The organism is Mesorhizobium sp. B2-9-1 (assembly GCF_006439455.1).
Classification (GTDB): Bacteria; Pseudomonadota; Alphaproteobacteria; order Rhizobiales; family Rhizobiaceae; genus Mesorhizobium.
The window spans coordinates 35,248-56,477 of the sequence record NZ_VFTP01000004.1 but is presented as its reverse complement, the minus strand read 5'-3'; the positions used below and the strand labels follow the sequence as shown (position 1 = coordinate 56,477).

The 21,230-nt window shown below is 64.5% G+C and carries 25 protein-coding genes and 1 riboswitch; of the genes, 11 read left to right on the top strand and 14 right to left on the bottom strand.

Annotated elements, in window-relative coordinates:
• Positions 1-332 precede the first annotated feature (332 nt).
• On the top strand, positions 333-944 hold the full coding sequence (locus FJW05_RS10210) for a LysE family translocator (RefSeq protein ID WP_140631155.1): 612 nt from the start codon (positions 333-335) through the stop codon (positions 942-944).
• 122 nt (positions 945-1,066) lie between these two features.
• Positions 1,067-1,465: a RidA family protein gene (locus FJW05_RS10205; RefSeq protein ID WP_140631153.1), complete on the top strand. Its 399-nt coding sequence runs from the start codon at positions 1,067-1,069 to the stop codon at positions 1,463-1,465.
• Here FJW05_RS10205 and FJW05_RS10200 read toward each other — a convergent pair.
• Genes FJW05_RS10200 through FJW05_RS10190 form a run of 3 tightly spaced genes read right to left on the bottom strand, consistent with a single transcriptional unit; the run spans position 1,462 to position 3,350 of the window.
• Positions 1,462-1,848 (bottom strand): nuclear transport factor 2 family protein, encoded by a 387-nt coding sequence (locus FJW05_RS10200; RefSeq protein WP_140631151.1) that lies wholly within the window; start codon positions 1,846-1,848, stop codon positions 1,462-1,464. The two genes, FJW05_RS10205 and FJW05_RS10200, sit on opposite strands and share 4 nt — an antisense overlap.
• A 19-nt stretch (positions 1,849-1,867) precedes the next feature.
• Entirely contained in the window at positions 1,868-2,302 is a 435-nt protein-coding gene (locus tag FJW05_RS10195; protein WP_140631148.1) for an OsmC family protein, read from the bottom strand.
• A 37-nt stretch (positions 2,303-2,339) separates the two neighbouring features.
• Positions 2,340-3,350, bottom strand: coding sequence for an NAD(P)-dependent alcohol dehydrogenase (locus tag FJW05_RS10190; protein WP_140631146.1), 1,011 nt, complete (start codon positions 3,348-3,350; stop codon positions 2,340-2,342).
• A 114-nt stretch (positions 3,351-3,464) separates the two neighbouring features.
• Here FJW05_RS10190 and FJW05_RS10185 point away from each other — a divergent pair, with 114 nt between their 5' ends.
• Positions 3,465-4,073, top strand: coding sequence for a TetR/AcrR family transcriptional regulator (locus tag FJW05_RS10185; RefSeq protein ID WP_140631144.1), 609 nt, complete (start codon positions 3,465-3,467; stop codon positions 4,071-4,073).
• Positions 4,074-4,145: 72 nt separating this feature from the next.
• On the opposite strand, the gene FJW05_RS10180 is transcribed toward FJW05_RS10185, so the two are convergent.
• The 6 genes from FJW05_RS10180 to FJW05_RS10155 all read right to left on the bottom strand — a co-directional run bounded on the left by FJW05_RS10180 (position 4,146) and on the right by FJW05_RS10155 (position 10,167).
• Positions 4,146-4,613 carry a TadE/TadG family type IV pilus assembly protein gene (locus tag FJW05_RS10180; protein ID WP_140631141.1) on the bottom strand — a complete coding sequence of 156 codons (468 nt, stop codon included), beginning with the start codon at positions 4,611-4,613 and terminating at the stop codon, positions 4,146-4,148.
• On the bottom strand, positions 4,610-5,191 hold the full coding sequence (locus tag FJW05_RS10175; RefSeq protein ID WP_140631139.1) for a TadE/TadG family type IV pilus assembly protein: 582 nt from the start codon (positions 5,189-5,191) through the stop codon (positions 4,610-4,612). The genes FJW05_RS10180 and FJW05_RS10175 overlap by 4 nt, the downstream gene beginning before the upstream one ends.
• Complete coding sequence (locus FJW05_RS10170) at positions 5,191-7,263, bottom strand: TadE/TadG family type IV pilus assembly protein (protein ID WP_281405767.1); 2,073 nt, start codon at positions 7,261-7,263, stop codon at positions 5,191-5,193. The genes FJW05_RS10175 and FJW05_RS10170 overlap by 1 nt, the downstream gene beginning before the upstream one ends.
• Before the next feature lie 356 nt (positions 7,264-7,619).
• Positions 7,620-9,275, bottom strand: coding sequence for a chaperonin GroEL (gene groL, locus FJW05_RS10165; protein ID WP_140542511.1), 1,656 nt, complete (start codon positions 9,273-9,275; stop codon positions 7,620-7,622).
• A gap of 63 nt (positions 9,276-9,338) precedes the next feature.
• Complete coding sequence (gene groES, locus FJW05_RS10160) at positions 9,339-9,635, bottom strand: co-chaperone GroES (protein WP_010915433.1); 297 nt, start codon at positions 9,633-9,635, stop codon at positions 9,339-9,341.
• 229 nt (positions 9,636-9,864) lie between these two features.
• A complete protein-coding gene (locus tag FJW05_RS10155) occupies positions 9,865-10,167 on the bottom strand; it encodes a hypothetical protein (protein ID WP_181164899.1) in 303 nt (100 codons plus the stop codon).
• Positions 10,168-10,188: 21 nt separating this feature from the next.
• Between FJW05_RS10155 and FJW05_RS10150 the strand changes: the two genes are divergently transcribed.
• Positions 10,189-10,563, top strand: a complete 375-nt coding sequence (locus FJW05_RS10150) for a hypothetical protein (protein ID WP_246673324.1) — start codon at positions 10,189-10,191, stop codon at positions 10,561-10,563.
• A gap of 8 nt (positions 10,564-10,571) precedes the next feature.
• Here the strand turns inward: FJW05_RS10150 and FJW05_RS10145 are convergent, their stop codons facing one another.
• Positions 10,572-11,333 carry an SDR family oxidoreductase gene (locus FJW05_RS10145; protein ID WP_140631137.1) on the bottom strand — a complete coding sequence of 254 codons (762 nt, stop codon included), beginning with the start codon at positions 11,331-11,333 and terminating at the stop codon, positions 10,572-10,574.
• A gap of 106 nt (positions 11,334-11,439) precedes the next feature.
• Between FJW05_RS10145 and FJW05_RS10140 the strand changes: the two genes are divergently transcribed.
• On the top strand, positions 11,440-12,336 hold the full coding sequence (locus FJW05_RS10140; RefSeq protein ID WP_140631134.1) for a LysR family transcriptional regulator: 897 nt from the start codon (positions 11,440-11,442) through the stop codon (positions 12,334-12,336).
• A gap of 6 nt (positions 12,337-12,342) precedes the next feature.
• Here FJW05_RS10140 and FJW05_RS10135 read toward each other — a convergent pair whose 3' ends face one another.
• A complete protein-coding gene (locus FJW05_RS10135) occupies positions 12,343-12,969 on the bottom strand; it encodes a TetR/AcrR family transcriptional regulator (protein ID WP_140631132.1) in 627 nt (208 codons plus the stop codon).
• Positions 12,970-13,088: 119 nt separating this feature from the next.
• On the opposite strand from FJW05_RS10135, the gene FJW05_RS10130 reads away from it, so the two are divergent.
• Genes FJW05_RS10130 through FJW05_RS10120 form a run of 3 tightly spaced genes read left to right on the top strand, consistent with a single transcriptional unit; the run spans position 13,089 to position 16,701 of the window.
• Positions 13,089-14,285, top strand: coding sequence for an MFS transporter (locus tag FJW05_RS10130; RefSeq protein ID WP_140631129.1), 1,197 nt, complete (start codon positions 13,089-13,091; stop codon positions 14,283-14,285).
• A 2-nt stretch (positions 14,286-14,287) separates the two neighbouring features.
• On the top strand, positions 14,288-15,568 hold the full coding sequence (locus FJW05_RS10125; RefSeq protein WP_140631127.1) for a D-arabinono-1,4-lactone oxidase: 1,281 nt from the start codon (positions 14,288-14,290) through the stop codon (positions 15,566-15,568).
• Positions 15,565-16,701 (top strand): alanine racemase, encoded by a 1,137-nt coding sequence (locus FJW05_RS10120; RefSeq protein ID WP_140631124.1) that lies wholly within the window; start codon positions 15,565-15,567, stop codon positions 16,699-16,701. The genes FJW05_RS10125 and FJW05_RS10120 overlap by 4 nt, the downstream gene beginning before the upstream one ends.
• 5 nt (positions 16,702-16,706) lie before the next feature.
• Here the strand turns inward: FJW05_RS10120 and FJW05_RS10115 are convergent, their stop codons facing one another.
• Positions 16,707-17,108, bottom strand: a complete 402-nt coding sequence (locus FJW05_RS10115) for an XRE family transcriptional regulator (protein ID WP_140631121.1) — start codon at positions 17,106-17,108, stop codon at positions 16,707-16,709.
• Positions 17,108-17,404 (bottom strand): type II toxin-antitoxin system HigB family toxin, encoded by a 297-nt coding sequence (locus FJW05_RS10110; RefSeq protein WP_140542535.1) that lies wholly within the window; start codon positions 17,402-17,404, stop codon positions 17,108-17,110. Before FJW05_RS10110 ends, FJW05_RS10115 begins: the two co-directional genes overlap by 1 nt.
• Before the next feature lie 174 nt (positions 17,405-17,578).
• Between FJW05_RS10110 and FJW05_RS10105 the strand changes: the two genes are divergently transcribed.
• On the top strand, positions 17,579-18,514 hold the full coding sequence (locus FJW05_RS10105; RefSeq protein WP_140631119.1) for a helix-turn-helix domain-containing GNAT family N-acetyltransferase: 936 nt from the start codon (positions 17,579-17,581) through the stop codon (positions 18,512-18,514).
• A 155-nt stretch (positions 18,515-18,669) separates the two neighbouring features.
• Here FJW05_RS10105 and FJW05_RS10100 read toward each other — a convergent pair whose 3' ends face one another.
• Positions 18,670-19,503: an AraC family transcriptional regulator gene (locus tag FJW05_RS10100; protein WP_140631116.1), complete on the bottom strand. Its 834-nt coding sequence runs from the start codon at positions 19,501-19,503 to the stop codon at positions 18,670-18,672.
• 233 nt (positions 19,504-19,736) lie between these two features.
• Positions 19,737-19,942, top strand: a riboswitch (cobalamin riboswitch).
• A gap of 91 nt (positions 19,943-20,033) precedes the next feature.
• Between FJW05_RS10100 and FJW05_RS10095 the strand changes: the two genes are divergently transcribed.
• Both FJW05_RS10095 and FJW05_RS10090 read left to right on the top strand, forming a co-directional pair.
• Positions 20,034-20,420 (top strand): DUF1636 family protein, encoded by a 387-nt coding sequence (locus FJW05_RS10095; RefSeq protein WP_140631114.1) that lies wholly within the window; start codon positions 20,034-20,036, stop codon positions 20,418-20,420.
• Positions 20,417-21,205 carry an ABC transporter ATP-binding protein gene (locus FJW05_RS10090; protein ID WP_140631111.1) on the top strand — a complete coding sequence of 263 codons (789 nt, stop codon included), beginning with the start codon at positions 20,417-20,419 and terminating at the stop codon, positions 21,203-21,205. The genes FJW05_RS10095 and FJW05_RS10090 overlap by 4 nt, the downstream gene beginning before the upstream one ends.
• Positions 21,206-21,230: the final 25 nt, after the last annotated feature.

The following is a 21,230-nucleotide window of genomic DNA, read 5'->3' as shown; positions in this document are numbered from 1 at the left end:
GGGCGGCGCCATTCCCTCTCCGTCTCGGCTTCGCCGAGCCACCTCTCCCCCGATCGACGGGGTAGAGGAAAGGGGCCAAGCTTTTTGCCGTCAACGCCCGTCCAGCAACGCTCCCTTCCTTTCCCTCCGGAGGGGGGAAAGGTGGCGCTGCGAAGCAGCGACGGATTGGGGGAACCACCTGGCAATCAAGCCTCGGCCCGATCAGTCGCGCCAGTCACAGAAGATGTGTGCATGGCGTAGCCCATTTCATGGGGGCGAGGAAAAGCGGCCCCGCTTGCCCTGTTGCACGCCTCCCGGTACCTTCCCGCCGGGCAGGGCTGCGGAGGAAACCCATGAGCATTGAATTCCTGTTGACGTCGCTGATCATCGTGGCTTCGCCCGGCACCGGCGTCATTTACACGCTTGGCGCCGGCCTCTCGCGCGGCGCGCGCGCCTCAATTGTCGCGGCCTTCGCCTGCACGCTTGGCATCATCCCGCATATGGCGGCCGCCATCACCGGCCTCGCCGCAGTGCTGCACACAAGCGCCGTCGCCTTCGAGACGCTGAAATATCTCGGTGTCGCCTATCTGCTCTACATGGCCTGGAACACATTGAAGGAAAAAGGCGACCTCAGCATCGACGAGGACGCCGCGCCGCGCTCAACCGCCAGAACGATCACCTCGGGCATCCTGATCAACATCCTGAACCCGAAACTGTCGATCTTCTTCTTTGCCTTCCTGCCGCAATTCGTCAGCACCACCGAGCCGCACGCGCTGCCCAAGATGCTGGAGCTCTCCGGCGTTTTCATGCTGATGACGTTCGTCGTCTTCGCCATCTACGGCGTCTTCGCGGCATCGGTGCGCAACCACATCGTGTCGCGGCCGAAGGTGCTGACATGGATGCGCCGCAGCTTTGCCGCCGCCTTCGTCATGCTCGGCGCCAAGCTGGCGCTTGCCGATCGGTAGCCTTTGGCGCCAGCCTTCTACATAGCCCATGGTCGAGCCTCGGAGGAGCTTTGGGCTAATGAGGCTCGAGAGATCCAGAAATCCGAGTAAGGCCGGAAATCCGAGTAAGAAAGGCGGTCGCAATGACGCTTGAATGGATCAATCCCCAGGATCTGCCCAAGCCTGACACGTACAGCCAAGTTGTCGTGGCGAAAGGCACCAGGCTGATATTTATCGCCGGCCAGGAATCTGAAGACCTGAACGGCAAGCTTGTCGGCGAAGGCGATTTCACGGCTCAAACGCGCCAGGTGTTCGCCAATCTCGGTCGGGCTATTGCCGCCGCAGGCGCCCGTCCCAACGACGTGGCGAAGATCATGATCTACGTCGTCGGTTACCGGCTCGATGACCATTACCCGATCATCGATGCCGCCCGCGTGGCTCTGTTCGGGGACCACAAGCCGGCCAACGTCGTGTTGGGAGTGGCCAGCCTGTCGCCTGGATATCTGATCGAGGTCGATGCGGTTGCGGTGGTCGATACTTAACCTTTCACATAGCCCATCGCCTCGACGATTTGCCCATCGGCGACGCGCATCAGGTTGACGCCGCGCAGCGACCTGCCGTCGGCCATCCAGAAGCGCCAGCGGATCGTGGCGCGGTCGCCGGCGACGAACGTCTCTTCGATGTCGAAGCGGGTACCGGGTCCGGTGGCGATCGCCGACCACAATTCGACGCAAGCCGCCTTGCCGGTGCGGCGGGCGCCGTCGGGCGCCGGCGTGGTGTTCTCGATCACACAACCCTCCGCCACCAATTCGTCCAGTGCCGCCGGATCGTGACGCTGGAAGACGTCGTTGTAGCGCCGCATGATTTCCGCCGTCTCGGCGGAGCGTTTGGCCGCGGCGATGTCAATGATCAATTCCTGGGTCATTGGATATTCTCCTGTCGTTTCAGTGAGCTACGAGCCCCGCCTTGAGCGTGATGGTGGCGACGCCCGCCAGCGCGCGCGAGACGAGACAGGCCGCCTTGGCTTTTTGCGCCAGCCGCTCGAAATCCTCCGCCGATATGCCGGCGATGTTCGCCTGAGTTTCGAGCTCGATGCGGGTGATCGTCGGCCCGGCCGTGGTTGCGCCGAGATGCACCTTGGCGATGGTGCGGATGCTCTCGGCCGTATGGCCTTCGGCGCCGAGCATGGCGGTGAGCGCCATCGAGAAGCAGCCGGCATGGGCGGCCGCAATCAGCTCTTCCGGATTGGTGCCCGGGCCGTTCTCGAAGCGGGACGGGAAGGAATAGGCGCCTTCGAACACGCCGCTGCCCAGCCGCAGCCGGCCGGATCCTTCCTTGAGCGTGCCCTGCCATTGGGCCGAGGCTTCGCGGATTGTCATGGCTGATCTCCTATCTGGTTTTGCGGAAACGCGGCGATCACGCGCCGTCGATGACGACCTTGCCGAAGACGTCGCCCAGTTGGAAATGGCGGTAAGCCTCGCGCGCCTCGGCGAACGGGAAGACCTTGTCGATGATCGGTCTCAGCCGGTGCGTGGCGACCGCGGCAAGCATCGCCTCGAGCCCGTTGCGGCTGCCGACAAAGAGACGGCCGATGGTGACCAGGCTGCGCTGATAGACGGCGCCCGGAATCTCGACCGACTTGCCGTTGCGGTCCTGCACGGTGAGCAGCACGATGCGCCCGTGAAGCGTGCTGGCGATCAGCGATTGCGCAAAAGTCGCCGGGCCGCCGGTTTCGACGACCAGGTCGATGCCGCCGGTCGCCTCGCGCAGCTTCATGCCCCATTCCAGCGTTTCGGCTGCCGCGACGACGAGGTCGGCGCCGAGCGCCCGCAGCCTCTCGGTTTTCTCCGTCCGCGAGGTGACAGCGGCCACACGGCAGCCCATGAGCTTGGCGAACTGCAAGGCAAACAGCGCAACACCACCTGAGCCAATGGTGAGAACCCATTGCCCCGGCTTCGGGATCTCGGCGCCCGTCAGCGCGCTCCAGGCGGTCAGCCCGGCGCAAGTGAAAGTCGCAGCCTCCTGCCAGGAAAGATGGTCCGGCAGCCGCACCGCCCATTGCTCGTCAAGCAGCGCATATTCTGAGAGCATGCCGTCCAGCGTGCAGCCGAGCTGGTCGATCACGCCCGGATGCATGCGGCCGTCGATCCAGCGCGCGAAATAGCTGCCGGTGACGCGGTCGCCGACGTCAAAGCGGGTGACGCCATCGCCGACGGCCACGACTTCGCCGGCACCGTCGCTCAGCGGCACGATGCCGGCACGCGGTGCCAGAGGATAAGTGCCGTTGAGGATCATCGTGTCGCGGCGGTTGAGCGAGGTGGCGCGCACTCGTACCAGGATCTGGTTTGCACCCGGCTTGGGCAGCGCTTCCGTGCGCATGACCAGCGCCTCGATGGCGCCGAATTCCTCGAGCCGGTAAGTCCGCATTTTTGCCTCCGCTATATGTAGACCGATTTACATATTATGTAGACCGATTGTCATATTCGGGGCAAGCCCTATAATGCGCACTCCTGACAGAGGTTGACATTTTGAGAGGTCGACGTGGCGACGGACACACGCACCCGCATGATCGAGGCGACGGCGCTGCTCATCCGCAAGCGCGGCTATCACGGCACGTCGCTGAACGACATTCTAACCGCCAGCGGAGCACCGCGCGGCTCCCTCTATTTCCATTTCCCGGGCGGCAAGGACCAATTGGTCATCGAGGTGACGCGAGCCAGTGTCGCCGACGTGACGGAGCGGCTGGGCGCCGCGCTGTTGGAAGAAAGCGATCCCGCCGTTGCCGTCCACCACATCTACCAGTCGGTCGGACGCATGCTGGAGGAAAACGAATTCTCGTTCGGCTGTCCGGTCGCGCCGGTGGTGCTCGACGCGCCGAACAACGTTCCGGACCTGGTTGAAATCTGCCGCTCGGCCTTCGAGCAGTGGATCGGACTGCTGCGCCAGGCGTTCGTCAGGGCAGGGGTGCCGGAGCGGCGCGCGCAGGCGCTGGCCCTGCTGGTCGAATCTTCGCTGGAAGGCCTGATGGTGATCGCCCGCGCCACCCGCGACCGCACGCCGCTCGCCGCCGTGGCCGACGAGGTTGCGGCGCTGGTCGAGCAGGCCGTGCTGGCTGGTGGCGTAGCTCACCCTGCAAAGACAGCCGTGTGACCGCTAAAGCCGGATGATTTCAGGCCGAGTCGACCTGAAGTCTGCCCGAAAAACCGGTTCAAATCTTTCGGATCATGCGCCCTGGTTGGGAAAGCAGGCCGTGGCGCTGAGCTGTGGGCCGTTGGCCAAGGCGATCAGGACGGATGGCAGCACCGTCGCGAATGTGTAGGAGACCCGCACGGTGGTGAAGCCGCTGAGGCCCGAGCAGGTCGTGTTGTTGTTGACGTTGATGTTGGTGCCAGTGAGTGCTATGCCGTCCGCCGCAGCCATGCCGCTGATGAAGGTAACGGTGTTGGCGGCGTTGTAGGTGCCGTTTTGCGAGCAGCCGCTCTGCAGCACGCCGACGCACCGCGCGCCGGCTGTCGCCGTGTCCTGCAGCACGTGCTGTGTCCAGTACATGCGGCCGAACTCCACCGTGCCGAACAGCACCAGCAAGAGCGGCAGCGAAAGCAGGGCGAATTCGACCGCATTGGCGCCGGACCGGTCGCGGATGAACGGGATCAAAGACTTCGCCGCAAAGCGCTCCAGGACGTGTCTCATTGCGGCTGCACCATGGCCCGGACGGTGATGTTGCCGCTGTTCACCACGTCGAAGCCGCCGAACAGCGGCGAGAAGGACCGGCTTGCGCTGATGGCGACGAACTTGCCCCCGATGCCGCCGGCCGGGCAGGTCGAGCCGCAGGTCACCGCCGAACCCCAGGTGACGCTGGCCGCGCTGCCGGTCGGGCAATAGCAGAGATCGGCGTTGGAGACGGTGCCCGTCTGGGTCGCTGTGCCGTTGCTCGTGTCGTAGTTGACTGTGGCGCCGTTGTTGACGACGACCTGGACGCTGCCCCCGGCGCTGCCCAACCCGTTCGCCACCACCGCCAGGATGTTGCCGGCAAGCGTGCCGCCGCCGGCGGAGTTGACCTTGTCGGCGCCAAGCAGCGCGTAGTTGGAGCCGGCCGAGATCGCCGAGGACAGATCGAACTTCGCCTTCAGCGAGGCGCCGATGTCGACCAGCCCGGCAAGGATCAGGATCAGCACCGGACTGATCAGCGCGAACTCGACGGCCGATGCGCCGCTCGTCTCGCGGCGGAGAAAGCGGGCGAATGCTGGGCTGATTTTGAAACGTGGCATCACTGGACGAGGCTCACCTTGCTGCTCGTGGTAGCGCCGGTGGCGGCGACGCATTCCGAGGTGGCCGCCGTGCCGCCTGACAGGGTGATCAGGGAACCGATCAGCTGCAGGCACTTGGTCGTATCGGTGTTCGAACCCAGGATGCTGGAGCCGCCATTCATGATGATCGGCCCGTAAGGGAAATAGAACGCGCCGGAGATCTGCGCGTTGGAACCGCCTTCGGCGAAGGTTGCGCCGGCCGTGACCGAGGTCGACGTCGGTCCGATCACGGCAAGCTTCGCCGTGGCGCCCATCTGCGGCGCGGTCAGCACGATGTTGCTGTAGCCGGCGGCCACGCAGAAGACATAGCCATTGCAGCTTCCCGAGTTCGACTTGGTCTTGCCCGACAGCACCAGCGTTACGTTGTTGCCGCTGACGCTGATCGTCGAGCCGCCGCAGCTGGCGCTGCCGCCGCCGCTCCCGCCCAGCGCGAAGTAACCGTCGATCGTGTAGACGCCGGCGCCGAGCAGCACCGCGCCCGAGGCGATGAAGTTGCCCTCGATGTCGTGCTGGGCGGTGGCCGGGACGACGAAGCAGCTGCCGCCTCCGCCTCCGTTCACATCGCCGACGACCTGGAACACGCCCGAGCTGGTGGCATCGGCCATGATCGTGATGGAGCCGCCGCCGAGCGTGATGGCATCGCCATTGCCGCCGGGACCGATCTTGTAGCTGTTGGAGGTGCCCGAGCCGAAAGTCAGCGTGGCGCCGCCGGCATTGTTGATGCCGCCAGGCAGCTCGAATGTGCTCGGCCCGCCGAAGGTGAGCGTGCTGCTGTTGCAGAGGCTGACGCGCGCGATGCCGCCGCAGGTGTTATCGCTGATGCCGATCTTGAACGTGCCGGCGCCGAACGCCGTGGTGCCGTAGCCGGTCGTCAGCCCCTTGCTGAAGTTGAAAGTGCCGGCACCGAATGTGGTAGTCCCGGTGGTTGTCACCTGCTTGCCGAAATTATAGGTGCCGGCGCCGAAGGTGGTGGTTCCGGCCGTGGTCAGCTTGCCCGCGAAATTGTAGGTGCCCGGTCCGAACTTCGTGGTGGCGCTGGTCGTGAGATCGCCGGAGATGTTGTAGACGGTCGTCGCCGCGCCCGTGGTGGCGAAGTTGAGATTGATACCGCCGCCGATCGTGATGGTACCCAGGTTGACCGTGGTCTTGCTGCCGCAATTCAGCGTCCAGGTTGATGACGACGATGCCCAACTGGCGGCGCAGCCCAGCGCATTCGCCTGGCCTTGGGTTGATCCCTGGGTCCAGCCGAAGTCGATATTGTTGCCGCTCGAGGTGGTCGGCGCTGCTGGCGCGGCGGTTGGCGAGAGCGCCGCCACGGTGGCAAAGCGGGCGACGGCAGCCGCGACCGCGGAATTGCCCGCCAGCGGATCGGGAGTCGACTTCTTGGTGATCACCGCCGCCGTCCCGTTTGGTCCGGTGATGCCGTTGCAAGGCTGGCTCGGGGCCGTGGCGGAGTTGTAGTTGACGCCGATAGCCGAGATGCCGGTGCCGCACGGAACGGTGATCGTGTTATTCGACGAGACCGTGCATTTGGGGGCGTTGACGGCCGTGCCGCCTGACAGCGTGATGCCCGTCTGGGTGCCGTCCAGTGCCAGCATGCAACCCGGTGTCGATGGCTGCGAGCCCAGCTCAGCGACGGAACTGGCGTAGATCTGCAATTGCTGGCGATTGTCGAGGACGCGCGCAAGCAGCAGCTGTTTCTGCGTACGGATCGATACGGAGACCGCGTTCACGCCGGTTGTCTTCGGCGAGGTGACCAGCGTCGCCGACACATCGGCTGCCGGAACGCCGTTGAGCGTGGCGACATTGACCGCCGCCGCGGTCATCCGGTCGGTCGACTGTGTCTTGTTGTAGGCGAGCGCGCCGGCAAAGGCCGCGAGATCGGCGGTGCGCTGGTTGCTGGCGCGCTCGACCAGCGCGCCGCCATATTCGGTGACCAGCGCCGCCATGCCGACGAGCAGCGGCAAAAGCAGCGCGGACATGATGAGGACGTTGCCGTCACGGTTACGCACGAACCGGTGGAGAATTTGCATCGATGAAGACCCCGACACCCCTAAGCGCGCGAGCAATCAAGCACGCCCTATTCATTAGTAGGCGCGGACATCTTAAAAAATATTGTCCGACAAATGCCGCAACGATCGCGGGCGTTTAATCGAAGGCGCTGATTTTGTTGAGGAATTGCACAAAGTTTAGGCAGTCGGTTGAAGCTGCAGGGCAGGGGTTGCCCATGGAGCAGCACGTTCTAGGCCGCCGCAACGAGAAAGGGCGGCATCTCTGCCGCCCCTTTCCGTGTGTTAGCCAGATCGGCTGGATTAGAAGTCCATGCCGCCACTCAAGCCCGCTTGCGGGCTTGAGCAACATTGGTTGATGGGCGTGCTTTATGGACTTCTTAGAAGTCCATGCCGCCCATGCCACCCATGCCGCCGCCGCCCATGCCGCCAGGCATGCCGCCGCCAGCCGACTCCTTCTTGGGAGCTTCGGCGATCATGGCTTCGGTGGTGACGAGCAGGCCGGCGACCGAGGCCGCGTCCTGGAGAGCCGTGCGAACGACCTTGACCGGATCGACGATACCCATGGCGATCATGTCGCCATATTCGCCGGTCTGGGCGTTGTAGCCGAAGGTCGGGCCCTTGTTCTCAAGGATCTTGCCGGCAACGATCGATGCTTCCGCACCGGCGTTGGACGCGATCTGACGGGCCGGAGCCTGCAGGGCGCGACGAACGATGTTGATGCCAGCGGTCTGGTCGGAGTTGGCGCCGGTTGCCTTGATGTTCAGCGAAGCGCGCAGAAGCGCGACGCCGCCGCCGGGAACGATGCCTTCTTCGACGGCCGCACGGGTCGCGTTGAGAGCGTCATCGACGCGGTCCTTCTTTTCCTTGACCTCGATCTCGGTCGCGCCGCCGACGCGGATCACCGCGACGCCGCCGGCGAGCTTGGCCAGACGCTCCTGCAGCTTCTCCTTGTCGTAGTCCGAGGTGGTCTCCTCGATCTGCTGCTTGATCTGGGACACGCGGCCCTGGATCTCGGCCTTCTTGCCTGCCCCGTCGACAATGGTGGTGTTCTCCTTGGAGATCGACACCTTCTTGGCGCGGCCGAGCATGTTGAGGCCGACATTCTCGAGCTTGATGCCGAGGTCTTCCGAGATGACCTGGCCACCGGTGAGGATGGCGATGTCTTCCAGCATGGCCTTGCGGCGGTCGCCGAAGCCCGGCGCCTTGACGGCGGCGATCTTCAGGCCGCCGCGCAGCTTGTTGACGACGAGCGTGGCCAGGGCCTCGCCTTCGACGTCTTCCGAGATGATGACCAGCGGCTTCGAGGTCTGCACGACAGCCTCGAGGATCGGCAGCATGGCCTGCAGGTTGGAGAGCTTCTTCTCGTGCAGAAGGATGTAGGCGTCTTCCAGGTCCGCAACCATTTTGTCGGCGTTGGTGACGAAGTAGGGCGACAGGTAGCCGCGGTCGAACTGCATGCCTTCGACGACTTCGAGCTCGGTCTCGGCGGTCTTGGCCTCCTCTACGGTGATGACGCCCTCATTGCCGACCTTCTGCATCGCTTCGGCGATCATCGAGCCGACCGAGGCATCGCCATTGCCGGCGATGGTGCCGACCTGGGCAACTTCTTCCGAGGTCTTGATCTTCTTGGCGTTCTTGATCAGCGTCGTGACGACGTCGCCAACGGCGAGGTCGATGCCGCGCTTCAGGTCCATCGGATTCATGCCGGCGGCAACCGCCTTGTGGCCTTCCTGGACGATCGACTGCGCCAGAACCGTTGCGGTCGTGGTGCCGTCGCCGGCGATGTCATTGGTCTTCGAAGCAACTTCGCGGACCATCTGCGCGCCCATGTTCTCGAACTTGTCCTCAAGCTCGATTTCCTTGGCGACGGTAACGCCGTCCTTGGTGATGCGCGGGGCGCCGAACGACTTGTCGATGACGACGTTGCGGCCCTTGGGGCCGAGGGTGACCTTCACCGCGTCGGCGAGGATGTTGACACCGCGCAGCATGCGCTCACGGGCATCGCGGGAGAATTTTACGTCTTTGGCAGCCATGTTTTAGCTCCTGGCAGGGGCTCGGGAAGAGCCCGAAGATGAAGATTCAGGTGAGGCCGATGATCAGCCAATGATGCCCATGATGTCGGATTCCTTCATGATCAGAAGGTCTTCGCCATTGAGCTTGACTTCAGTGCCCGACCACTTGCCGAACAGGATGCGGTCGCCGGCCTTGACGTCCAGCGGCACGAGCTTGCCGCTTTCGTCGCGGGCGCCGGAGCCGACGGCGATGATCTCGCCTTCCTGCGGCTTCTCCTTCGCCGTATCCGGGATGATGATCCCGCCGGCGGTCTTGGATTCGGATTCGACCCGGCGAACGACCACGCGGTCATGAAGCGGGCGGAACTTGGACTTTGCCATGTTATCTTCCTCGAATGAGAACGGTGAGAACTGTTCCTCCATCCGGCGAGGCCGCCGGATATAAGTTAGCACTCACCAAAGGCGAGTGCTAACGTGGCGCTGAGATAGGCCGCTGGGTTGCCGGAGTCAAGGCGCGCGCAACGGGGCAGCGGCGCGAAATTTTTCTCCTGCGAGACGCCAGGCCGAAATGCGCCGGCCATCGCGAGGCGCCGACGAGCAACCCCGCCCGTCAGTCAAGGCGCTTCGGCGAACGCAGCACCAGCAGCGGGCAGCGTTCCGCGAGCCCGTATGTGCCGGTCGAGGCCAGCCGGACATCATCGAAGAAGGTCCCGGCTTCCTTGATCAGCGCTGCCGCCGGAGCGAAGCTGTAGACGACGGACGAGTTCCGGTAGACGTCGATGGTTCCGACGACCGGCAGTTCCCATTCGGTTCGAGCCGACAGCTCTTCACGATCGGGAAACAGCGCGTCGAATTGCTCCAGGATTCTCCGCACCGGCATCGTGTAGTCAGGCGCGCCGCCGTTGGCGGTCATGGCCACGCGCCATTTGAGCTCGTGGAACGTCGAGGTGCGACCGGCCAACGCAGGGCGCGGACTTCCTGCGGTTCGTCGGACGGTATTGGCGCCCGCTTCTGGCTGTTCTGCGGCGAGCGCGAGCGCTGCACCCGTCATGTCTCGCCGCAGAGCCTGGTCAAGGGCGACGACACCATCCGCCGCGAGGCGGTGCCCGTGCCGGACGAGCTGCGCGCGCTGCGGCGCCAGCTTGGCTTCGATTACGGCAAGTTCGACTTCGTCATGCATGAGGGCAGGGCGGTGCTGCTCGATGCCAACAAGACCCCTGGGCGGGCCAGGAACCTGTCGAGCTTCATCGCCGCCGGCAATGCCAATCTTGCCGACGGCTTCGAAGGACTGATCCGGCAGGTCAAGTGACCGATCGCCTAGATGTTCATGCCCCCAGACACCTCGATGCGCTGGGCGTTGACCCAGCGATTGTCCTCGGACAGCAGCGAGGCGATCATCGGGCCGATGTCGTCGGCGACACCGGCGCGGCCGAGCGCCGTCATGTCGGCCACGACGCGATTGATCTCGGCGTCGTCGCGCACATGGCCGCCGTTGAAATCGGTCGCGATCGCGCCCGGCGCCACCGTGTTGGCGGTGATGCGCCGGGCTGCCAGTTCCTTGGCGAGGTAGCGCGTGAACACTTCGACGCCGCCCTTCATCATCGCATAGGCGGCGGAGCCCGGGACCGAGAAGCGCGCCAGGCCGCTCGAGACGTTGATGATACGGCCGCCATCGTTGATCAGCGGCAGCAGCGCCTGGGTGAGGAAGAACACGCCCTTGAGGTGGATGTTCATCAACGTGTCGAACTCCTCTTGCGTCGTCTCGGCGATTGGCTTGCGCAGACCGGTGCCGGCATTGTTGAGGAGATAATCGAAACGGTCGCGTTGCCAGGTCTCGTGAAGCGTCTTCTTCAACGCTTCAACGAAAGCCGGGAAGCTGGCGACGGCGCCGGCGTCGAGCTCAAGCGCGGCAGCCCGGCCGCCGGCCGCCTCGATCTCGGCGATTGCCGTCTTCGCCTCGTCGGCGCGCGAGCGATAGGTGAGGACGACGTCGACGCCCTTGCGGGCGAGGTTGAGCGCGGTGTTGCGGCCGAGGCCGCGGCTACCGCCGGTGATGAGAGCGATGGGGCGGGTGGTCATGGCGAAATCTCCTTCTATCTGGATGGAGATGCATATACTCGCCCGGTGGGCCGATATAATCGGCCATGGATTGCCAACACTATTCAGCATGTGCGAACAATCAGCGATGGACCGATTCGACAGCATGCGGCTCTTCACCCGCGTCGTGGAACGGCGCAGCTTCACTGCGGCCGCCGCCGATCTCGCCCTGCCGCGCTCCAGCGCCACCGCCGCTATCAAGCAGCTCGAAGAACGGCTCGGCGTGCAATTGCTTCGCCGCACCACGCGCCATGTCACGACGACGCTCGACGGCGAAGCCTATTACCAGCGCTGCATCGGCATCCTGGCCGACATCGAGGATGCCGAAGGCGGCTTCGGCGCGCACGAGGTGGGGGGAAGGCTCAGCGTCGACGTCAACGGCCACATGGCGCGCACCTTCCTACTGCCGGAATTGCCGGCGCTGCTCGCCAGATATCCGGGCCTGACCGTGCATATCGGCGAAGGCGACCGCCTCGTCGATCTCGTGCGCGAAGGCGTCGATTGCGTCATCAGGGCCGGCACGCTGCCCGACAGCGACATGATCGTGCGGCGGCTCGGCATCGCCCGCGAAATCACCGTCGCCAGCCCCGCCTATCTCGAACGCCACGGGGTGCCGCGCACGCCGGACGATCTGGCCGGCCATATGATGATAGGCTTCGTGTCTTCGCGCACGAGGCAGGTGATGCCGCTGGAATTCACCGTCGACGGCAAGGTTCGCGAAATCACCCTGCCGTCGCGGGTCACCGTCGCGAACTCAGACACAAGTGCCGCGCTGGTCCGGCTGGGCTTCGGGCTGTTCCAGGCGCCAAGGCTCCGCTATGCGGACGATATCGCTGCCGGCCGGCTGGTCGAGGTGCTTCCCGATTTTCCGCCGACGCCGACGCCGATCTCGGTGCTCTATCCGCCGAGCCGCCAGTTGTCGCCACGGGTGAGGGTATTTGTTGATTGGCTGGTGGAAATCCTGGGGCCGAAGCTGGATCCCTGATCGCGCTCAGAGAAACAAGCGCAACTGCGTGTGGATGATCGAACGATAATCTTCGATCGTGCGCCGGCCCTCCGCCTCGTCCTGCGTCAGCGCCAGCCGCACGACGCCGCCGGCGAGCTGGAAGATCAGGAACACGACACGTCCGAACGCCTCGCGCTGCTCCGCTTGGAGCATCGGCCCGACCTTATCGCAGAACATCTTCGCCTGTTGCCTCGTCTCGGCGATGTCGAGATGCTGCAGCGCCTTGTCGGCCTGGATGGCGTTCTGCAGGTCCTGGATGGCCGGGTCTGCGGCGACACGGCCATGATAATCGTCGAGCAGGCGGTCGGCCGCGTCGGTCACGTCGTCCAGCCGGCCTATCCCGGCGATGATCGCGCCGAACCTTGCACGGCTTTCCTCGGAGAACCGCTCATAGAGCATCGCCAGGATCGCCGACTTGCTGGGGAAGTAATGATAGACGGTAGCGATCGGCCCGCCGGCGAGTGCGCCGACTTCCTTCATCGTCACCGCGTCGATGCCTTTTTCGCCGATCAGCCGCATGGTCGTGGCGAGGATCGCGTCGATGCGCTCGCGACTGCGCTCCTGCTTCGGCCTGCGCCGCGGTTCCGTCGCCGTTCGCCTTGTCTGCGTCATGCGCCAAATCTCGTGAAAGCCTCGAATTCGCGGTTGACAAGAAACATGATCAAGTATCAGTTCCGTCAAATGCTGACAACTTGTCAGTTTTTCGATCGAGCTGCAAGGGAGGGCGCCTCGTGACTGCATCGCAAGCCGCGCAAGCGGAAAATGGCGATTGGCTTGTCGGCAACCCGACGGGCCTGCAGCTGGCCTCGGCGCTGTGGATCGGCTCGGTCGGCCTCCTCATCCTCGGACTGCAGCCGGTGCTGCTCGGTGCGCTCTACACCGAAGGTCACGTCACCGGCGACGAGCTGGCGCTGGTCGCCACCGCCGAGATGATCGCGATAGCGATCGGCTCGGGCGTTGTGGCGATGCTGCTTCCCGCCAGGAACATGCGCTGGAAGAGCACGGTGCTGCTCGTCCTGCTCGCGCTCGCCAATGTCTGGACCGCCTATGCCGGCAGCCCCAATACGCTGATCGGCGCGCGCACGCTGGCCGGCCTCGCGGAGGGCGGGCTGGTCGCCGTCGCGACGGAGCTGATCGCCCGCTCGCGCCGGGCCGAGCGCATCGGCGGCTATTTCGTCACGCTGCAGACCTTGGCGCAATGCGCGCTGGCGCTGATCCTCGCGCTCTTTGCCGTGCCGAGAGCGGGCTCGGCCGGCGGCTTCATCGCGCTCGGCATCGTCTGCCTGCTTTCGCTCGTCGTGGCCTGGACAGTGCCGGACGACTATGCCGACCTGCCCAAGGAAGAACAGTTCGCCAACGTGGCGACCGTGCCGGCGATCGCCGCGCTGCTGTCGATCTTCTGCTATTTCATGTTCTTCGGCGCCGTCTGGGCTTTTCTCGAGCCCATCGGCGCGCAGTTCGGCATCGATGGCCGCACTGTCGGCTTGATGGTTTCGGCGAGCCTTGCCGCGCAGGTGCTCGGCGCGATGACCGCGACAAGCTTCGAGGCGCGCATCGACTATCGTTTTGCCATCACCGTCATCGGCATCGTCGCGGCGATCAGCTCGCTGCTGCTTGCATCCGGCCCGGGTCTTTCGGTGTTCTGGGCCGTGGCGCTGGTGATGGGCTTCATCCTGCTCTTCATCGTGCCTTACCAGATCCGGCTGGCGATCACCGCCGACGAGACGCGCACCGCGGTGCTGCTGGTGCCTGCCGCCCAACTCTTCGGCCTCGCCATCGGCCCTATCGCCGCATCGCTGCTGATCGACGGCGCGGACTTCCGGCCCGTGCCCGAATTCGCCGCTGCCGCCGCCTTGGCGAGCGTGCTTTTGCTCGGCATTTTCGTGCTGGTCGCGCGACGGCTCGGCCGGGTCCGAGCAAAGGGGTGAAGATGGCAAATCCCTGGAGCAACTGGTCCGGCCTCGTCACGGCTTCCCCGAAATTGATCGCGACGCCGGCCGATGCCGGCGAGCTGGCCGAACTGGTGCGCTCGGCGCCCGGTCCGCTGCGCGTCGCCGGCGCCGGCCATTCCTTCACGCCGCTGGTGCAGTCCGACGGCACCATCGTCTCGCTGGAGAAGATCGAGGGGCTGGTCTCGCACGATGCCGCGAACAACCGTGCCCGGGTGAGGGCAGGCACGCGGCTCGGCGCCCTGATGCACATCCTGCAGAACATCGGCCAGGGCCTGCCCAACATGGGCGACATCGACCGCCAGGCGATCGGCGGCGCGCTGAGCACGGCGACGCATGGCTCGGGCCCGACGCTCGGCGCCTATCACACGCAATTGGAGGCGGTGCAGTTCGTCGATGGGCAAGGCGAGCTGCGCGAGTTCAGCCGGGCAGACGACCTGGACATGATCCACGCCACCGGCGTCGCGCTGGGCAGCTTCGGCGTGCTGACCGAAGTGGCGATGAACAACATCGCCACCTATCGGCTGCGCCGCCGCAAATGGGTGCTGCCGATCGGCGACATGCTCAAAAATTTCGAGACGATGATGGCCGCGCATCGCTCGGCCGAGTTCTACTACATTCCATTTGCCGGATATGCCCAGTTCATCGCCAGCGATCTCAGCGATGCGGCACCGACGACGCGGCCGACCGAAGACGACGAGGAAGGACTGGCGACTTTGCGCAAGCTGCGGACAGCGTTGCGTTGGCTGCCGTCGTTGCGCCGGGCGCTGATCAGGGGGGCGGTGAAGAAGGTGCCGCCGGAAGACTATGTGCAGGACTGGCTCAACGTCTACGCCAGCGAGCGTCGCACCAAATTCAACGAGATGGAGTATCACTTGCCTTACGAGGAAGGTCCCAAGGCGTTGGCCGAGATCATTGCGCTTACGGAAAAGCATTTCCCGGAAGTCTATTTCCCGATGGAGGTGCGCTCGGTGGCGGCCGACGAATTCTGGCTTTCGCCATTCTACAAAAGGCTGACCTGCTCGGTCGCCGTCCACCATGATGCGGCCAATGATCCGCTGCCTTTCATGCGCGCCGCCGAGCCGATCTTCCGCAAGTATGGCGGCAGGCCGCATTGGGGCAAGATGCACAGCCTGAAGGCGGCGGACTTCAAGAAGCTTTATCCGCGCTGGGACGATGCGATGGCGGTGCGGCGCGACATCGATCCGCAAAACCGTTTCGTCTCGCCCTACATGGCCGGCCTGTTCGGCATCCAACAATGAGCGCCTATTTCGCCGCCCTGTCCGACGCATTGATGGCCGCCGAGATTTTCCGGCCCTGCCTTGTCCTCGATCGCGACCGGCTGGACAGCAACATCGCGCTGGTGAAGCAAAGGCTGGCACCGGGCCTTGGCGTGCGGCTGGTCGACAAATCGCTGCCTTGCGTGCCGTTGCTTTCGCATATTGCCAAGGCGCTTGGCACCAAACGCTTCATGACCTTCCATCCGCCGCTGTCGCAGGCCGTGCTTGACGCGTTTCCCGAGGGCGATCTTCTCTACGGCAAGCCGATGCCGGTGGGTGCCGCCAAGGCCGCGCTGACCAGGGGCGGCGCCGGCTGGTGGTCGCGCGTCTGCTGGCTGATCGACACGCCGGAGCGGCTGGCGGAATATGGCGCGCTCGCTGCCGCGCTCGACACCGAATTGCGCTTCGCTTTCGAGGTTGACGTCGGCCTGCATCGCGGCGGTTTTCGTGATCCCGCCGAGATTAACGCGCTCACGATTCCAAAAGGTCTGCTCTGCGACGGCATCATGGCCTATGAGGCGCATGCGCCGGAGATACCGGGCCTGTTCGGCGGCGTGGCCAAGGCGCTGAAGCGGGCCTCTGCCAAAGCCGCGGAATTCGTCGCTGCCCTCGATCCGGACCAGCACCGCATCCTCAACATCGGCGGATCCAAGACGGCGCTGCTGCACGGCGGTGGCGTCGCCAACGAAGTGTCGATCGGCTCGGCCTTCGTGCTGCCCAAGGATTTCGACACGCCCAGCCTGGAGGGCTTCCAGTCGGCGGCCTTTATCGCCACCCCGATCCTCAAGGCGCTCGATCCGATGCTGCCCGGTCCGCCAGCGGTCTCACGCACGCTGCACGCGCTTGGCCTCTTCCCGCGCAAGGGCTGCTATCTCTATGGCGGCAAGTGGATGGCCGAGCCGGTGTTTCCCGAAGGGATGAAGCCGAACGGGGTGATCGGCCTGTCATCCAACCAGCAGTTCATGGGCCTGCCGGCGGGCGCGAGCGTGAAACCCGGCGACTATGCGTTCCTTAGGCCGACGCAGAGCGAGGCGGTGCTGCAGCATTTCGGCGCGATCGCGGTATTCGCCGGTGGGCGGATCGTGGAGTTCTGGCCGGTGCTGCCGATGGGGTGACCGCGTTATCCGGCGGCAGTCACTTTTTCATCGTTCGCCAGATGGTACGGATGAATAAGGACTTCCGCGGGGATATGCCACTCGCGGTTGATCTTGAATGCCATGTCCATCGTGAGCGCGCGTTTGCGGGTCAGGATCTCGGAGGCGCGCGACGCTGAGCCCAAGAGTCGCACGAGCGCTGCCCGATCGAGATTGGCCATTTCCATATGGGCGACGATCGCATCCACGGGGTCGGTTTCTTCGATGGGATAGTGTTTGGCTTCGTAGGCCTCGATCAGGGCAGCCAGCACATCGAAGCGGTCGGCCTCCGGGCTGCCCACAGCGGGCTCATGGTCGAAATAGCGAGTGATTTCGGCAATGGCCCAATCGTAATCAGCCTCGGTCTTAATGGGTCGAATGTTTTCCATCACACCTTCTCCACGTCTATCTTGTCATATTCGGCGTGGGTGCCGACGAATTTGATCAGCAACCGCTTGAATGTGTAGCTCACATGCACGACCAGCCGGTACTTGTTGCCGGCTATGTCAAACACGACGCGATTGTCGGCGACAAAATCCACGGTCGTGCCGAACTGGGCCTTGATGTCCGCCGAGGTCTTCCATTCGACCTTGCTCGACGCGTTGAACCAGGCGGTAAGCGGCGCTTTAGCCTGTGGATGCTTGGTCCAAAACGTTACGAGCGTTTTCTTGCTGACGATCTGCATGACCACATATAGCGTATTCCCATCTTGGGAACAAGCGAGATTTCCCAATTCGGGAATACCATGCCCGAGATGCACCCACCGTAACGGCTCGACCTATCGCGAGATCATCAATTGCCGTATTTATTGACTCAGTCAACTAAATGGTTGATCCTGTCCATGACAGGAGGATTTCCCATGACCGTCCACAATCACCCCGGCAAGGACCGTATCGATGCGGTGCGCGCCTTCAACCGCTTCTATACCCGCCAGCTCGGCCTGCTCGACGAGGGCCTGCTGAAAAGTCTGTTCTCGCTGACCGAGGCGCGGGTGCTTTACGAGCTCGCCCATCGCGATGGGCTGGTCGCAAGCGACCTGGTGCGCGACCTCGGCCTCGACCCCGGCTATGTCAGCCGGCTCTTGAAGAAATTCGAGGAGCGCGGCCTGGTCGGACGCGAAGCCAGTGAGACCGACGCGCGCCGCGCCTCGATCGCGCTGACGCCAGCCGGCAGGGAAGCCTTCGCGCCGCTCAACCAGGATTCGCATGACCAGGTGCGCACGCTGCTCGATCGCCTGGCGCCGGCCGACCAGGAGCGGCTGGTCAAGGCTATGCGCACCGTCCAAGACTTGCTCGGCGACAGACCTGAAGCCAAGGTGCCCTATATCCTGCGGCCGCTGCAGGTCGGCGACATCGGCTGGGTCACGCACCGCCAGGGCATGCTCTATGCACAGGAATACGGTTGGGACGAGACCTACGAGGCTCTGGTCGCAGAGATCCTCGGTGAATTCGTCAAGAACTTCGTCCCGCAATGGGAGCGCAACTGGATCGCCGAGCGCGAAGGCGAGGTGGTCGGCTCGGTCTTCGTCATGCGCAAGTCGCCCAAGGTCGCGAAGCTCAGGCTGCTCTACGTCGAACCGTCGGCGCGCGGCCTCGGCATCGGTCGGCGGCTGGTCGACGAATGCATCGCCTTCGCGCGCGCCAAAGGCTACAAGACGCTGACGCTCTGGACCAATGACATCCTTGGTTCGGCCCGCCGCATCTACCAGGCTGCCGGCTTCAAGCTGGTCGAGGAAGAACGCCATCATTCCTTCGGCAAGGATCTTGTCGGGCAAACGTGGAATCTCGAGCTTTAGGTGTTCCCTTCTCCCCCTGTGGGAGGTGTCGCCGAAGGCGACGGATGAGGGGTGCTCCAGGGAATGCCAGCGTCTCACTCCGCTGGAACACCCCTCATCCGTCTCGGCGCTGCGCGCCGATCCACCTTCTCCCACAGGGGGAGAAGGGAAGACCATCATCCTTTGACCGGCACCCAGATCTCCAGCCCGCCATTGCCGGTGCGGGCATCGAACTCGGGCCCGTAGCGCTCGAACTCGGGCGCGTCGGCGATCTCGTGTCCGGAGACCGGCAGCCACTTGTTCCAGATCGTGTTGACGGTCCGGCGGATGGTCGAGATGTGCTCGCGATGCGAGAACACCGCATATTTCTGCGCCGGCACCCGCACGCGTTGGAAATCCTTCGGCAGGTCGGAGAAGTCCAAAACCTCGACGCCGACGACATAGTCGAAATTGCCGGCATCGTCGCCATTCGTGCACACGCCGTAGAAGACGCCGGGCACCTCGCCCGGAATGTTGCCGATATAGGGGGCGAAGCGCTGCCACTGCATCGGAATGCCGGCGCTGGTCTCGCAGCTGTAGCGCTCGCCGAGCCCGGCGACGAGGAAGGGGCGGCTGGTCTCGAAGCGCGGCGGCTCGAGTGCGGTGAGAAGCGAACTGTCCATCAGTATGGGCTCCACAAGATCGAGGTTTTCGGTCGAGCCTTGCGCGCGCACCAACTCCGGCGTGGTGCCGAACTCATCGCGAAAGGCCCGCGTGAACGCCTCATGCGAGCCGTAGCCGGCATCGAGCGCGACCGAGAGAATGTCGCGCGCGCCGCCGGCCAGCTTGCGCGCCGCTTCGCTCAAGCGGCGTGCCCGCATGTACCCCATGACCGACCGTCCTGTGGCCGCGCCGAAGGCGCGCGTCACATGGAAGCGCGACACGCCGCTGCTTGCCGCTATCTCGTCAAGGCTGATGGCGTCGGGCAGGTGGCTTTCGACAAACCACAGCGCTTTCTCAGTCGGGTTCATGGCTCCTCGCATTTGGCTCGGCGACACTAGCCCCCGCGCCGCCGGCCAGTTTGATCGAAATTGCGCTTTGAGCGAAGTCGAACGAGTTGACAAGCCACGGCAATGTATTCTAGCTGGTAATGTTATTACATATCAAAGGGAAATAAACGACTTGCGGCAACGACCCAGCGATCCTGCCATGTCTTTCGCACGAGGGGCGGACGAAGGCCCGTTGCGACTCGCACGGGGACAACCTACGATAGCTGCGTCATGGTCCCCGAGCCGCAAGGCGAGGGGTGAAAAGGGAACACGGTGAGGCTCATCCGAGTCGAGGCCGTGGCTGCCCCCGCAACTGTGAGCGGCGAGCTCCATCCGAAACGCCACTGGCCGGCAAGGCTGGGAAGGCGGATGGCGTAACGACCCGCGAGCCAGGAGACCTGCCATCGACACGAGTTGACCGGACGGGGTGTGCCGGGAGGAGACGCGGACACCGGTCTTGTCGGCCGGTTCGTCCGGCATCCTTCCGCCGCCATTTTTGGAAAGTGACGGAAATGCCGGACGTCTTTAGCCATCGCATCATCGTCTGTTCGCTGTGCCGCGATACCGTGACCGGGCGTAGGTCCGGCGGGGATTTGTGCGCCGACCTTCGCTCAAGGCTTGCCGAGACTTTGGCGTCGTCATTTGCTGTCGAAACCGTCGACTGCATGGCCGGCTGCTCGCGCCCGCTGACCGTGGCCTTCAACGCGCAAGGCAAGGCCAGCTATCTCTTCGGTTCCATCGACAGCGGCACCGACGCCGGCGCGCTGGTCGAATTTGCCAGGCTCTATGCCTCGCTGCCCGACGGCTGGTGCAATTCCGGCCAGCGCCCGGCAAGGCTCGCCGGCAAGATACTGGCGCGCATCCCCACCGCGGGCAAGGCCAGGGAGCTGGTCCGGTGAGCGCGCTCCTGCTCGAAGCCCGCGATTTGCGCGCCACGGCAAATGGCCGGACGTTGGTCGAGGATGTCAGCCTGTCGCTGGCGGCGGGCGAGCGGCTGGCCATCATCGGCCCCAATGGCGCCGGCAAGACAACTCTGCTGCGCATGTTATGCGGGGCGTTGTCGCCGAGCCGCGGCGAGGTTCGCCTTGCCGGACGCCGGCTGGATAGGATCACCGCCGCCGAACGGGCGCTCAGCATCGCCGTCGTCGGTCAGACGGACCAGCCGGATCCGCGCCTTGCGCTCATCGACTATGTCGAGCTTGGCCGTGTCCCGCACGCCGGTCTGAGGCGCCGGCACGACGATCGCGACATCGTCGTCGAGGCGCTGCGCCGGACTGGGCTGTTGCCGTTGCTCGCGCGCACCGTCGGCTCGCTCTCCGGCGGCGAGCGCCAGCGCGCGCAGCTCGCCCGCGCCATCGCGCAGGAGCCGAAAATCCTGTTTCTCGACGAGCCGACCAACCATCTTGACCCGCGCGCTCGCGGCGAGCTGCTCGAGCTGGTGGCCGAGTTCAACATGGCCGTGGTCGCCGTGCTGCACGATCTTGCGCTGGTGGCGCCCTTCGCCACCAGCGTCGCGGTGATGAGCAACGCCCGGCTGCACGCCCTGGCTCCGCCGCGCGAGGCGCTGGCGCAGCCGCTTGTCCGCGAGGTGTTCGGCATCGACGTGCTGCGCCTGCGGCACCCGACCGAGGATCGCGAGCTCACCGTCTTCGAGCTTCCCATGCGCGCTTCCTCGCCGTCCTGAACCTGCACACCCCAACAAGGAGCAT

Bases quoted from the DNA above. Each gene is read 5' to 3' on its own strand.
- FJW05_RS10210 (WP_140631155.1), top strand. From the start codon at position 333: ATGAGCATTGAATTCCTGTTGACGTCGCTGATCATCGTGGCTTCGCCC.
- FJW05_RS10205 (WP_140631153.1), top strand. From the start codon at position 1,067: ATGACGCTTGAATGGATCAATCCCCAGGATCTGCCCAAGCCTGACACG.
- FJW05_RS10200 (WP_140631151.1), bottom strand. From the start codon at position 1,848: ATGACCCAGGAATTGATCATTGACATCGCCGCGGCCAAACGCTCCGCC.
- FJW05_RS10195 (WP_140631148.1), bottom strand. From the start codon at position 2,302: ATGACAATCCGCGAAGCCTCGGCCCAATGGCAGGGCACGCTCAAGGAA.
- FJW05_RS10190 (WP_140631146.1), bottom strand. From the start codon at position 3,350: ATGCGGACTTACCGGCTCGAGGAATTCGGCGCCATCGAGGCGCTGGTC.
- FJW05_RS10180 (WP_140631141.1), bottom strand. From the start codon at position 4,613: ATGAGACACGTCCTGGAGCGCTTTGCGGCGAAGTCTTTGATCCCGTTC.
- FJW05_RS10175 (WP_140631139.1), bottom strand. From the start codon at position 5,191: ATGCCACGTTTCAAAATCAGCCCAGCATTCGCCCGCTTTCTCCGCCGC.
- FJW05_RS10170 (WP_281405767.1), bottom strand. From the start codon at position 7,263: ATGCAAATTCTCCACCGGTTCGTGCGTAACCGTGACGGCAACGTCCTC.
- groL (WP_140542511.1), bottom strand. From the start codon at position 9,275: ATGGCTGCCAAAGACGTAAAATTCTCCCGCGATGCCCGTGAGCGCATG.
- groES (WP_010915433.1), bottom strand. From the start codon at position 9,635: ATGGCAAAGTCCAAGTTCCGCCCGCTTCATGACCGCGTGGTCGTTCGC.
- FJW05_RS10155 (WP_181164899.1), bottom strand. From the start codon at position 10,167: ATGACCGCCAACGGCGGCGCGCCTGACTACACGATGCCGGTGCGGAGA.
- FJW05_RS10145 (WP_140631137.1), bottom strand. From the start codon at position 11,333: ATGACCACCCGCCCCATCGCTCTCATCACCGGCGGTAGCCGCGGCCTC.
- FJW05_RS10140 (WP_140631134.1), top strand. From the start codon at position 11,440: ATGGACCGATTCGACAGCATGCGGCTCTTCACCCGCGTCGTGGAACGG.
- FJW05_RS10135 (WP_140631132.1), bottom strand. From the start codon at position 12,969: ATGACGCAGACAAGGCGAACGGCGACGGAACCGCGGCGCAGGCCGAAG.
- FJW05_RS10125 (WP_140631127.1), top strand. From the start codon at position 14,288: ATGGCAAATCCCTGGAGCAACTGGTCCGGCCTCGTCACGGCTTCCCCG.
- FJW05_RS10120 (WP_140631124.1), top strand. From the start codon at position 15,565: ATGAGCGCCTATTTCGCCGCCCTGTCCGACGCATTGATGGCCGCCGAG.
- FJW05_RS10115 (WP_140631121.1), bottom strand. From the start codon at position 17,108: ATGGAAAACATTCGACCCATTAAGACCGAGGCTGATTACGATTGGGCC.
- FJW05_RS10110 (WP_140542535.1), bottom strand. From the start codon at position 17,404: ATGCAGATCGTCAGCAAGAAAACGCTCGTAACGTTTTGGACCAAGCAT.
- FJW05_RS10105 (WP_140631119.1), top strand. From the start codon at position 17,579: ATGACCGTCCACAATCACCCCGGCAAGGACCGTATCGATGCGGTGCGC.
- FJW05_RS10100 (WP_140631116.1), bottom strand. From the start codon at position 19,503: ATGAACCCGACTGAGAAAGCGCTGTGGTTTGTCGAAAGCCACCTGCCC.
- FJW05_RS10095 (WP_140631114.1), top strand. From the start codon at position 20,034: ATGCCGGACGTCTTTAGCCATCGCATCATCGTCTGTTCGCTGTGCCGC.